Raw genomic sequence first — 12,540 nt, 5'->3', positions numbered from 1 at the left:
ACAAAACCTCTGCCAATGCATAGCAGACAGCCAGTCTGTCAGTCTTTGTTACTCAATACGAACATAATGACGCATTATGTCAACGATTGTCAGTAGGCAGCTAAAGCAAAATGTCGCTAGGAAATGGTTACGTTATCATGTAGTATACCGGATTCTGTTTTAACAATGCGGGAAGGCATGTTGCGGATAATCTGATAATCATGGGTAGCCATTAAAACGGCTGTACCTGCCCGACTGATTTCTTTTAGCAATAAGACAATTTCTTCTGATGTATTAGGATCTAAATTACCTGTAGGTTCGTCGGCAAGAATGATTTCCGGATCGTTCAGTAACGCACGGGCGATTACTACCCGTTGCTGTTCACCGCCGGATAATTCATGGGGCATCTTCTTCAATTTTGAACGTAAACCAACTTTATCTAAGACATCAAACATACGTTCTCTTATTAAATTCTTGTCTTTCCAACCAGTGGCTCGCATTACAAATTCCAGATTCTTTTCAACTGTGCGGTCAGTCAGTAAATGAAAATCCTGAAAAACAATCCCTAGTTTTCTTCGTAAGAATGGAATGTCTCTATCATGTAATCGACCAAGGTCGAAGCCGGCAACTAATCCGTCTCCTGTCGATATGGGAAGATCGCCATAAATAACTTTCAGTAGGCTACTCTTTCCCGAGCCGGTTTGACCGATCATAAAAACAAACTCGCCCGAATCAATCTGTAAATTTACATTTGACAGTACAAGATGCTTCTGTTGATAGATATCTATATTTTTAAGTTTGATAACGGTACTTGGAATCATGTTACAGTTCTATTTCTTTTATTTTTCCAAAAGGTAACTCCTCAACTATTTTCATTATGTACGATGCTTTATCGCCCAGTCCTATTTTTTCTAATGACTTATCCGGTCGGTCTACACGAAAATATGCTAAGAGCGTAAAATTTTCATCTCGCAGCTGTACATAGTCCGGAATTTTTGCTACACCTTTTACCTTAATGATATACATGGTACGCCAAAGTTAGTACATTCTACGAAATATCATCTTTTTTCAACGCACATTTTCCCTTTATCGTGTGTTGCACTGATTTGTTGAAAGAAGATTCGTTGGGAAAGACAGGGATTACAAACGAGAGGAAGCACGGGATTTCAGTATGTTATAGCCGCTGCTGCTAGTTCTGAAATATCTTTTAGAAGTTTATATTTTCAATTTACAGGGGAATGCAGGTGTAACGCCAATAGGACGCTATGAGCAATTTGTTGTCCATTCATTTTTTGAATAAAAAATGGGCGGCCTAATTATTTGCCGGACCTATCGTACCGGCTCCGTTCATAAAGCGCGTTTACAGAATCGGCTATGCGAGCAATTTGCGCCTCTTCGTTTTTTGTTTCATTGATCCAATCGAGATATGACTGCTTTTCCGTGTCCGCTAGTGCAGCATAAAACCGGAATGCAGCCGGCTCATCCGCTAAAATTTCTATGAAATCCGTTTCTGTTATCCGAGCGGATTTGTTCAAATAGATTTTGATCTGTACGGTGTCGCCTACTTGCTTCTGCAGCTGTTTGCGAATACCGGCATTAAGTGGTAGAAATAATTTGCCGTCGCCCATAGGCATGAGGATCACTTTGTCAAGCACGTAACTGTCAATAGATCCGCTTACTTTTACTTGTCCGAAATGGTTACGATAATCGGGCGATATCTCCGGAATCAAAATATATGACCATCCTCCTTTGCCGGGAAACCGTTCAATTAAAGCCTCTCGATTTATCTGTATGCTTTCCATAGTGGTGATCGCAATAACAAACGCTAACTTGTATTACCTAAAAAGGGCTTTCCTATCCTTAAAATTTAAGGGCATCTTTAGCAATGCCAAATTTTCAGCTAAAATAGAAAATATATTGGTTTGCATAAAATGTGTTAAAAACGGACAGACAGATAAAAATGCGGGTTAGTTTTTTTGTTCGGTATACTGTACTATATCGACTCCGATACCATTGGGATCCTGAATTGCAAAATGTCGATCACCCCACGGCTCTTCACGCAAGTCTATTTTTATTTCTACCCCCTTGCTCTTCAATTGTCGATACATCTCCTCAACATTATCTACTTCTATCGTCAGGTAAAGGCCTCTGCCATTAAATGGATCATGAAATAACGGTTGTTGACTGGCGTGATAAGGTTTTAAAAAGCTTATTTCTGCTGATCCATTTGGGGTATGCAACAAAAGATAAAAATCGTTTTCAAAAGTAATTCCAAATTGAAGAATTTCAGTGTAGAACGTTTTGCTCTCTTGAATCTTGTCTGTAATAATACCGGCGTTCAGTTTCATTGTTTTCAGATTGGTTTCTTTTGTTTGACCATTAATTGAAGATAAACCGCTTAGGCTTATGAAAATTGCTATCATAAAAAATTTCATATCGTCTCTTTTTAACAAAGATGCGAACTGTCTTCATATAGTCATTGTAAAAAACGGACATTTAACGGACATTTATTTGAATGCTTTAGCCGGTGTGAAACCACACATTCTTTTAAATTCTTTAATGAAATGGGCCTGGTCGTAATACCCCAACTCATAGAAAAACTTTTCCGTCTTTAGTGTCTCCACAGTAGGATTGAGGTTCAATAAACTTTGAAAACGCACTATTTTACTAAACGCTTTAGGCGATTCGCCAACATAGAACTTGAATAAGCGCCGTAAATGTCTTGAGCTTACCGGTACATTTAGGTGTTCAATATCAATGATACCTCTTGTATTTACTATTTTATCGAAAGCCAGTTTAAACCGAAAGTCGACTTCAGTCGCTTGCCTTGCTATTTGATTGAAAAAGGCGTTAAATGGTTCGATAAGTTGATGGAGATTAAAAACCATGTCGGGTTGGCGATAAGCTGCCTCCCAATGCCGAGCGATCAAATTGTTCAGACGCTTATGCAGTTCTCGGTTTACAAAATTTAACGGCTCGCAATAATCGGTTAATTCGCTCGCGTTGAACTTAAATAGGGATGAGAAAGCTGCGGGTAAAAACCGGATGCCAATGTAATGGAAATCGTGGGAGAGCGAAAAAGCATGGTATTTGTTGGAAAGTCCCATGATATCTATGTCCGACAGGGTATGTACATCAATGAAGATGTCAATACATCCATCTGAAACAACATAGTAGGGAAGAGGTGTCGACAATCTTTCAAGGCTTTTTAATTCCCAATAGCAATATATATACCCCCGTAAGCTCGGGGCCGGCATATATTCCTTATAAGAAATGTCAGCCCATTCATGTAAACTGCTCGGTTGAATCGGTTTAAAGCAATATGTCTTAGGGCCTTGTAGCATATTCGTCATGCGCTTTGGACATAAAATTAATCCTTCGCATCCTAAAATGCAAGGATGTAAGGAAAATACGGTCTACCTATTTGTAGCAGTTTAAAATTACAATTGACGGAAACTTCGAAATAAATTGGTTGATCGTATTAGAATGTTCATTTTTGTTATCTGTAAAAAAATAATATATGATGAAAATGTCAGCCTATTTTATCAAACTTTTTGGTTATGACAAGGCTACCAATTTAAAACTTATTGAATTGCTGAAAATAGCGAAGGAATGTGATGAAGCTATCGGACTAATGGCACATTTACTGGTTGCACAGCAAATTTGGTTAAAAAGATGTAAGGGGGAAAATACCGTTGGAGGGAGTTTATGGCCAGACTGGGACATCATGGAGATGGAGGCCATTGTGCTTAGGAATAATACCGATTGGGTAAACTTTTTAAATACATTGAACGAGCAGGATTTTGTTAAATCCGTTAGCTACAAAAATTCAAGAGGCACGGCCTTTGCCAATCGACTGGAGGATGTTCTTGCCCATGTCATTAATCATGGCACACATCATCGTGCCCAAATTGGACAGCATTTGAAATTATGCGGACATAACTTGCCAAGCACCGATTATATCTTTTATATACGGGAACAAGATGCTTAACTATAACAATCAATCAAAACAATGAGCGTTTTCTGTGTTTGCCCATTCTGTGTCGATAATAATCAACGGACAGTCTCCCCGCGCCACTAAAGAAGAGAGAAAGCGAGGCAGCGAGCATAAATAGCGCGGGAAAAGTATCGGAATAAGCATCCCCTATATGTGCAATCAAGATGGCTGAAATAAAGTTAACGACCATAAAAGCAGCGGCAAAGCGTTGATAATATCCGAGCACGAACAAGCACCCACTGATAAACTGAGCATATACTGATACATATGCTGCCCATGGATAGGGAAACTGATGCGCATTTAGAAAGGAAATAAACTCCTGCATCCGCGCCTGGCTGAGTATATTATCAATTACGCCCTGTACTAAGTGATACCCGGCAACCAGTCTTATAAACAGAGGAGCCCATTGTCCATGTTTTTTAAAAAGAAGATTAGGCCTATCGTATAACATAATAGAGGTTACCGTCCTGATTTAGCTATTCAAACATAGAAAAAATAAAGTTTTTCTCCAATTGGATGATAAATGATATTAATCGATTAACTGTCAGTTTACTATCTCAATATTTAAATAAGAGGTGTTTTTATGATTGCATATGATAACAATTTTATCTATGTTTGCCGAATATTTTTTCACCCGTAGTTCAATGGATAGAATGTCAGATTCCGGTTCTGATGATGGGGGTTCGAATCCCTTCGGGTGAACAAAGAAAGCCTTTCGAAAGAGAGGCTTTTTGTGTATAAGAAGGGATGAGAACAGTAGGGCAGGCAGGGTTCGAACGCTCTCTTGGCGGCCTTAAGTGCGGGGAGGGTGCGACGCCAACAATCCCTTCGGGTGAACAAAGAAAGCCTTTCGAGAGAGAGGCTTTTCGTGTATAAGAAGGGATGAGAACAGTAGGGGAGGCAGGGTTCGAACACTCTCTTGGCGGCCTTAGGTGCGGGGAAGGTGCGACGCCAACAATGTCTTCGGGTGAGCAAAAAAGGCTATCTCGCAAATGGAGATAGCCTTTTTTTATTGGGAGGGTCCGGTCTTCAATTCTTATACATTAAACCTAAAGTGCATGATATCACCATCTTCCACTATATAAGTTTTTCCTTCTACACTTAGCTTTCCGGCCTCTTTACAGGCATTCTCTGAACCATACTTAACAAAATCGTCATACTTGATGACCTCGGCTCGGATAAAACCTTTCTCAAAATCGGTATGAATCACACCGGCAGCTTGCGGAGCAGTAAATCCCTTATTGATTGTCCAAGCGCGAACTTCCTGCACGCCTGCCGTAAAATAAGTAGCTAAGTTCAATAGTTTATAAGCAGCCCGTATAAGCTTATGTACGCCCGATTCCGTAAGGCCCAAATCTTCCAAAAACAATTGACGTTCCTCGTAACTTTCCAACTGGCTGATCTCTGATTCGATTTGCGCTGATATAACCAAAACTTCTGCTTTCTCGTCTTTTACTGCCTCTCTTACTCGATCTACATAAGCATTGCCGTTAACTACCGACGCTTCATCTACGTTACATACGTATAAAACAGGTTTTACGGTGAGGAGACTTAAATCACCGATATACTCAAAATCGTCTTCCGTTATGGGAGCGGTCCGAGCTGATTTACCGGATTCGAGATGCACTTTTACGATGGATAAAATATCAAAGGTTTTTTTTGCGTCCTTATCACCACCGGTTTTAGCCATTTTCTCCACTTTCTGAATGCGCTTTAATACCGTTTCTAAATCTTTAAGTTGCAATTCAGTGTCGATAATTTCCTTGTCGCGAATCGGATCGACGGATCCGTCTACGTGAATCACATTACCGTTATCAAAACAGCGTAATACGTGTATAATGGCATTGGTTGTTCGGATGTTACCTAAAAACTGATTTCCTAATCCCTCGCCTTTACTCGCTCCTTTCACCAAGCCTGCTATATCAACTATTTCGATTGTATTGGGAACCACGCGTTGGGGATTAACCAATTCAGCTAGTTTATTCAAACGTTCATCAGGAACAGAAATAACACCGACGTTCGGTTCAATCGTGCAGAACGGAAAGTTAGCGGCTTGTGCTTTTGCATTTGATAAACAATTAAATAAAGTAGATTTTCCGACGTTGGGTAAACCAACAATACCACATTGAAGTGCCATTTGATAAGTGCTTTTTTCTTTTTTGTTACAATTGCGGCAAAGATAGGAAATAAAAAGCGTTTTAAAATATCTTCGTTTTGTTACAAAAAAAGCCATTTTTATTCTATTACCTATATAAGTATATTAAACTTTGATAAAAAAATTAATAAGTCTATTGCTTTTTGATATATACTTACTTATGTTTGCTACATCAATCTAAATTGTTGTGGAAGAAAAGCCTAAAAAGCAAAATGCATTAAAGCTAGATATTGTGCGGTATCTGTATTATCGGGGACCGATGGCTATTAATGAGCTCAGTAAGCTTGCGGGTAAAAGCTTACCTCTGATTACAAGCAATGTCAACCTCCTGAAGGAACAAGGATTGATAATAAATAGCCAATATGCACAGTCGACAGGTGGTAGGAGGGCTCATGAATATCAGCTTAATAGAGATTCAGGAAAATACATAATAGCGGTTTCTGTGGATCAGCTCATCACTAAAATAGCCGTATTCAACTTGCATAATGAAAAGATTAAAGAGCCTGACGAGAGGGTAATCAATCTTGAAAATGCCAGTGAATCGCTGAATGATCTCATCAACTTTATCAAAAAATATATAGAAGGACTTCCTTTATCTCTGGTTGATATCCTGGGGATTGGAATTGCAATGCCTGGTTTTGTAAACGCAGAGAGGGGAATTAATAATACGCACTTCGGTTTGGGCGACAAGAGCCTAGCCGACTATATAGCAAGACGGATCGGTTGTGAAGTCTTTATTGACAATGATTCAAGCGCTATTGCACTGGCGGAATTAAATTTCGGCGTGGCCCGAGGAATGCAGGACGTGATGGTGGTAAACGTTGGCTGGGGGATTGGCTTGGGTATGATTGTGAATGGGAAGTTATTTAGAGGACATAGTGGCTTTGCCGGCGAATTTAGCCATATCCCTTTAGCAGATAGTAATAATCTTTGCGTATGCGGGAAAAGAGGCTGCTTAGAAGTTGATGCTTCGCTGTTAGTGCTGACCGGAAAAGCCCGAAAAGAAATACAAAATGGGTATGCATCGAAAATGGAAGGCATGTTTTCCGGCGATGGTGCTTCCGATGTGGATGTTATTTTAAATGCCGCTAACGCAGGGGATCAATTAGCCGTTAATTTACTTTCGAAAGCAGGATTTCTTATTGGAAAAGGGATCGCTACGTTGATACACATCATGAACCCCCAAGGCGTCGTGGTAAGTGGTAGAGGAGCCGTTGCATCCCGGATTCTGATGGCGCCGATACAGCAAGCAGTAAATGAGTTTAGCATACCCATGTTAGCAGAGCAATGTACGATTTTGTCTTCATCGCTAAATAAAGAAGCCGAGTTATTGGGAGCAGCCACCTTGGTAATGGAAAGAACCGATCGATTTTAAAAAGCTAAATAATTGCCTATGATATAAAGTCAAAACCAAATCTAAATTTAAAATTAATCAAGAATCAATCAACTAAGTCGAATTTTAACAAACCAATCAAATCATGAAAGAAATCTATTTAAGAGCACTAGCTGCAGTGTTATTTTGTATGATAACGATCAGCAGCTTTGCACAGAAAGCGGTCACAGGAACCGTTTCGGATGCTCAAGGCCCCTTGCCGGGGGTCACCGTACGTGTAAAAGGAACCAGTAGGGCAGCCTCTACAGATGCAAAAGGTAATTTTTCCATTCAGGCGACTTCAGGCGAAACATTAACCTTTTCGATGATCGGTTATATCACGCAAGAAATAGCGATTACCAATCAAAGCAGTTTAACCGTTTCCATGCAGAATGATGAAAATGCACTGGAAGAAGTGGTCGTAACATCACTCGGTATTAAAAAAGAAGCCAAATCACTGGGATATGCAACGAGTACTGTAGGTGCGCAGGAACTAACAAAGACAGGTTCTCCCAACTTTGCTGGCGCATTATACGGAAAAGCACCAGGCGTGCGAATTTCAGCGGCACCAGGTGGAGCGACTTCAGGTATTAATATTAATATTCGGGGTATTAATTCAATCACAAAAAGTTCACAGCCCTTAGTGATCATTAATGGTGTCCCAATGCGCCAAACAGCTTTTAACAACTCCGATTATTGGGGCGATCAACGGGCTAGAGGTAACGGATTGGAAGATTTAAATCCAGAAGATATTGAATCGATCACCATCTTGAAAGGCGCTTCGGCTGCAGCGCTTTACGGTTCGGAGGCGATGAATGGTGTTGTGCTAGTTACGACCAAATCAGGAAAAGGAGCTGAAGGTTTCACTGTTGATTTCAATGCTACCTATACTGCGGATAGAATCGCCTATTTGCCTAGATTTCAGGATGTGCGCGGGCCAGGATATGATGTTTCCTACGCAGATATTGGACAAGCAGAGGATATGTTTTTTTATTATCCTGATGGTGTAAGAGGTGTCGCTAATACTAGTTTAAACTTTGGACCTAAATTTGATGGTCAGCCTATTCGTTCTTGGGATGGCGAGATTCGCCCCTATAATGCCCAAAATGCTTATAGTAAATTCTTTAATAATCCAAATAATACCATCTTCAACCTTGCTTTGGGACATACAGGAAAAAGCTCAAATACGCGTTTTTCCTTAACGCGCCAAGACAATCAGATGACATCTTTGGAATCCTATAATAAACGGAATATTGCCAGTCTTAATACATCCTTCAAACTTTGGGATAAATTAACCACCGACGTGGTAATCAACTATGTCAATCAACATACGCATAATCGGCCATTCTTGACAGATCGTTTAATTAACAATTTTACAGGAATGATTTCCACTTTCGATAATCCTGAGTGGTATATGAATAAGTACAGAACTAGTCAAGGTTATAAGTATGTGACAGGGACCAATCCAAGCCTGACACCAGAGGAAAACCTTACTTATAATGGTTATAAAACCGATGTATTGGATTATATGTGGAACACTTTGGCCAATCAGTCGGATGAGTATTCCAATAGGGTAATCGGATCGTTTACTAATACATGGCAAGTAACACCTGATTTATCTCTTAGAGCACGAATTTCAGCGGACATGACCTCTATGAAACGAGAAGATAAAAATCCGACAGAAAGGCCAATTTCAATAGATCCAAATACAGGTTCCTATTTCTTAGGAAACCAAAACGCCAATGTATACTATACCGATTTATTAGCGAGCTATAACAAGCAAATAACGAGTGACGTAAAATTAGGAGCTATGCTCGGCTATACCGCTTCTAAAACGGAGGATACCTATGTACAAAGGAGAACAGATGGCGGTTTAAGTGTAAGAGATTGGTTCGACTTGAACGCTTCGGTAAATCTAGCTAGATGGGATGATCGATATAACTATAGAAGAAATATGTTGAGAGATGCGTTATTTGGAACCTTAAATTTTAACTTAAAGGATTACTGGTTCGTGGAAGGAACATTACGCAGGGAACGCATTTCTACAATGCATCCGGATGATAATGTATTATATTATCCGTCAGTAAATTCGAGTCTAATTCTAAACGAGGCCTTTAAGTTGCCTGAGGTTTTTGACTATGCCAAATTAAGGGGATCATGGGGTATAGTAGGTAATTATCCTGACATCTATCAAAGTGCTCTTAGTTTAACGCAAACAAGTTTGGGCATTCAGGCAGAGGGGGGGCGACCTGTAACATATACTTTAGTGCCTACCTCAGCATTTGGTAATGAAGGAATAAAGCCAGAAACAAAATATGAATTTGAGTTTGGATTAGAAACTCGCTTACTAAGTAACCGATTAGGATTTGACATTACTTACTACAATGGTCAGGTTCGCGATCAAATCTTGAATTATACTTTACCTATAACTTCGGGGGCTTCTTCCATTTTAGCCAACGTAGGTACGTTGCGTAATTCAGGCTGGGAATTCGCAATCACAGGAGTTCCTGTGCAAACGGATAACTTCCGTTGGAATTCGGTATTGAATTTTTCGATGAATAAAAATAAGGTCGAGGCCCTGCCTGGGGGTGCTGATAGGTTAACGCTGAGAGACTATGACGGTGCCGCAGCTCAATTGGTAGCCAACGTAGGACAACCTATTGGCGACATTATGGTGCATCCTGTTGCAACGGATGCTAATGGGAATAAGATTGTTCAGGATAACGGTCTGTATCAATTAGACGCCGACACCTGGGTTAAAGCAGGGAACGCTATGCCAAAGGTCGTAGGAGGTTTGACCAATACGTTTACGTATAAAAACTTCACATTAGACGCCCTGATTGATTTTCGTTGGGGAGGGCATGTAATGCCAACAGGTATCAATTGGATGATCAGTCGTGGCTTATTGGAAGAAAGCTTAAATTATATGGATGCCGAACATGGAGGTCTTAGCTATTACATAGATGGTGAAAGAGGAGTTGCCTTCGAAGGGACTGTTGGTCCTAATGGTCAAAAGATATACCACGATGGAATGCTAATGGAAGGTGTACTGGCTGATGGTACACCTAATAGCAATGTGATTTCGCAAGTTACTTACTATGCAAATACGTACAACTGGGGCGGTCCACAATATTCGAATTCTCGCTATGAATTATATGTACAGAAAAACAATTATATCAAAATGCGAGAGCTATCGTTAGGTTATAGGCTACCAGCGTCTATTGCATCTAAATTGAAAGCAAAAAATCTCCAGCTTTCAGTATTCGGTAGAAATTTGTTTTTCATCTATAGATCTATTAAAGATCTGGACCCTGAACAAATGACTGGAGGATCCTTTTGGATGGATCAGGTAACCAATGCGGGAACAAGTCCAGCTACCAGAACTTATGGTTTAATGTTACGTGCAAGTTTTTAAACTAACAGAAAATGAAAAAATATTTTATCATAGGGCTATGTACAGCCACATTATCGATCTCTTCATGCAAAAAGTCATCTTTCGATGAATTTTACAGAGATCCTTCAAAAGTAACAGAAACAACGGTAGATAAACAATTTGCGGGCATGATATATGGTTACCGACAGCTTATAGTTCCGGATTACCGTAATTATTTTGTAACCATACTTCCTACTATAGCACGGTATATCCAAATAGATGGTTGGGCAAATGAGGCAAATCAATTAACACCTGGCGCGGCAGCTATTGACGACCGATGGTCAAGATACTATGAAGGTCTTGCACAATTTAGAGAACTGGAAACAACCTACAATAATTCAGATCCTTTAATACAGGGAGAAACACGAATTTTCTATTTAACAGCTAAGATTTTGTTCTATGATCAGACGCAACAAATTGTTGATTTGCATGGTGACATCCCATGGAGCCAAGCAGGTAAGCTAAGTTCAAACGGAGGTGATTATTCGATTTCTTATGCGCCATACGACACGGCGATAGACATCTACACTGCCATGTTGGATGATCTTGCGACCATTGAAGAAGAGTTGAATAGTCTCACAGTCCCGAGTACTTCAAACTTTTCTTCTCAAGATCTGGTCAATAATGGAGATGTAGAACTTTGGAAAAAATATTGTAATTCTTTACGTTTGAGAATGTTAACTAGAGTTTCGGCATCTTCGCAATTTAGCTCTAGAGCACAATCGGAAATCGCAGAAATTGCGAATGATCTTTCATCATTGATCTTAACCAATGCCGATAATGCACAGCTAGACGTCTTTGATGCGTCGACTGGAATTAATGCTACTGGTTTTCAAGATGCACTAGAAAGTTGGAATGGAAATATTGCTGGAAAAGTAATGATAGACCATATGCTGGCCAATCTTGATCCTCGACTTCCCTTTATTTTTGAACCTGGAGCTGAGGCTGATGGAAGATATATTGGATTGGATCAGTCATTGACTGGATCCGTTCAATCAAATTTGATTACTGGACCAGCTGCTAGTGGGGGTGGAACGATAGCCATCTATAACCGGTCAACATTTTCAAGAAACGATTATTTCCCTGGTATGCTGATTTCAGCTTCAGAAGTGAACTTTCTTTTGGCAGAATACTTCTTGAAAGCGGGCAATATGGCTTCCGCCAAGACCTTTTTTGAAAACGGTATTAAAGAGTCTATCGCGCTTTTTCAACAAATTAGGGCAGTAAGTAATGATATTCTTGTTCCTGCAGCGGCAGCTCCAACTGCGACACAAATTAATACATATATTAATAATGTTAATTGGGATGGCAATACAAATAAAATTGAGCTCATAGCCTATCAAAAATGGTTGCACTTCAATATGATGCAACCCGTTGAGAATTGGGCTGAAGTAAGACGCTTGGATTATCCAACGTTTTTATTTCGAGTGCAAAATTCGGATATTCAGAAAACTGTTCCTGTTAAATTTAATTTACCCTCATCAGAGCAAGTATATAATTCGACGAATTACCAAGCTGTTGCAGGACAAGACAATGTTAACACTAAACTGTTTTGGGACGTAAATTAATGCGAACCATTAGCAGAAAATATTAAAATTGGTCTA

At 39.8% G+C, this 12,540-nt stretch carries 11 protein-coding genes and 1 tRNA gene; 5 read left to right on the top strand and 7 right to left on the bottom strand.

Features of this window, described 5'->3' with window-relative positions; translation table 11 throughout:
• Nucleotides 1-116: 116 nt before the first annotated feature.
• From M1D52_RS15350 to M1D52_RS15330, 5 genes are all read right to left on the bottom strand, one after another.
• Nucleotides 117-800 carry a cell division ATP-binding protein FtsE gene (locus tag M1D52_RS15350; protein WP_013666385.1) on the bottom strand — a complete coding sequence of 228 codons (684 nt, stop codon included), beginning with the start codon at nt 798-800 and terminating at the stop codon, nt 117-119.
• A gap of 1 nt (nt 801) precedes the next feature.
• Complete coding sequence (locus M1D52_RS15345) at nt 802-1,005, bottom strand: hypothetical protein (RefSeq protein WP_013666386.1); 204 nt, start codon at nt 1,003-1,005, stop codon at nt 802-804.
• A gap of 290 nt (nt 1,006-1,295) precedes the next feature.
• Complete coding sequence (locus tag M1D52_RS15340) at nt 1,296-1,781, bottom strand: YdeI/OmpD-associated family protein (protein WP_437392919.1); 486 nt, start codon at nt 1,779-1,781, stop codon at nt 1,296-1,298.
• Nucleotides 1,782-1,946: 165 nt separating this feature from the next.
• Nucleotides 1,947-2,414 (bottom strand): VOC family protein, encoded by a 468-nt coding sequence (locus M1D52_RS15335; RefSeq protein WP_437392918.1) that lies wholly within the window; start codon nt 2,412-2,414, stop codon nt 1,947-1,949.
• Between the two features lie 72 nt (nt 2,415-2,486).
• Nucleotides 2,487-3,332, bottom strand: a complete 846-nt coding sequence (locus M1D52_RS15330; protein WP_437392917.1) for an AraC family transcriptional regulator — start codon at nt 3,330-3,332, stop codon at nt 2,487-2,489.
• A gap of 167 nt (nt 3,333-3,499) precedes the next feature.
• On the opposite strand from M1D52_RS15330, the gene M1D52_RS15325 reads away from it, so the two are divergent.
• Nucleotides 3,500-3,970 (top strand): DinB family protein, encoded by a 471-nt coding sequence (locus M1D52_RS15325; protein WP_013666390.1) that lies wholly within the window; start codon nt 3,500-3,502, stop codon nt 3,968-3,970.
• Between the two features lie 13 nt (nt 3,971-3,983).
• Here M1D52_RS15325 and M1D52_RS15320 read toward each other — a convergent pair whose 3' ends face one another.
• Nucleotides 3,984-4,427 carry a DoxX family protein gene (locus M1D52_RS15320; RefSeq protein ID WP_130857415.1) on the bottom strand — a complete coding sequence of 148 codons (444 nt, stop codon included), beginning with the start codon at nt 4,425-4,427 and terminating at the stop codon, nt 3,984-3,986.
• Between the two features lie 179 nt (nt 4,428-4,606).
• Here M1D52_RS15320 and M1D52_RS15315 point away from each other — a divergent pair.
• Nucleotides 4,607-4,678: transfer RNA gene (locus tag M1D52_RS15315), tRNA-Arg, on the top strand.
• Between the two features lie 334 nt (nt 4,679-5,012).
• On the opposite strand, the gene ychF is transcribed toward M1D52_RS15315, so the two are convergent.
• A complete protein-coding gene (ychF, locus tag M1D52_RS15310) occupies nt 5,013-6,113 on the bottom strand; it encodes a redox-regulated ATPase YchF (protein WP_130857416.1) in 1,101 nt (366 codons plus the stop codon).
• 205 nt (nt 6,114-6,318) lie between these two features.
• Between ychF and M1D52_RS15305 the strand changes: the two genes are divergently transcribed.
• The 3 genes from M1D52_RS15305 to M1D52_RS15295 all read left to right on the top strand — a co-directional run bounded on the left by M1D52_RS15305 (nt 6,319) and on the right by M1D52_RS15295 (nt 12,504).
• Nucleotides 6,319-7,506 (top strand): ROK family transcriptional regulator, encoded by a 1,188-nt coding sequence (locus M1D52_RS15305; protein ID WP_437392916.1) that lies wholly within the window; start codon nt 6,319-6,321, stop codon nt 7,504-7,506.
• A 103-nt stretch (nt 7,507-7,609) separates the two neighbouring features.
• The gene (locus M1D52_RS15300; protein WP_437392915.1) at nt 7,610-10,918 is read left to right on the top strand and encodes a SusC/RagA family TonB-linked outer membrane protein; all 3,309 of its coding nucleotides are present in this window, start codon (nt 7,610-7,612) and stop codon (nt 10,916-10,918) included.
• 11 nt (nt 10,919-10,929) lie between these two features.
• Nucleotides 10,930-12,504, top strand: a complete 1,575-nt coding sequence (locus M1D52_RS15295; RefSeq protein ID WP_130857418.1) for a SusD/RagB family nutrient-binding outer membrane lipoprotein — start codon at nt 10,930-10,932, stop codon at nt 12,502-12,504.
• Nucleotides 12,505-12,540: the final 36 nt, after the last annotated feature.

It is taken from the genome of Olivibacter sp. SA151, from assembly GCF_054130995.1.
This window is presented reverse-complemented; position numbering and strand designations above follow the sequence as displayed.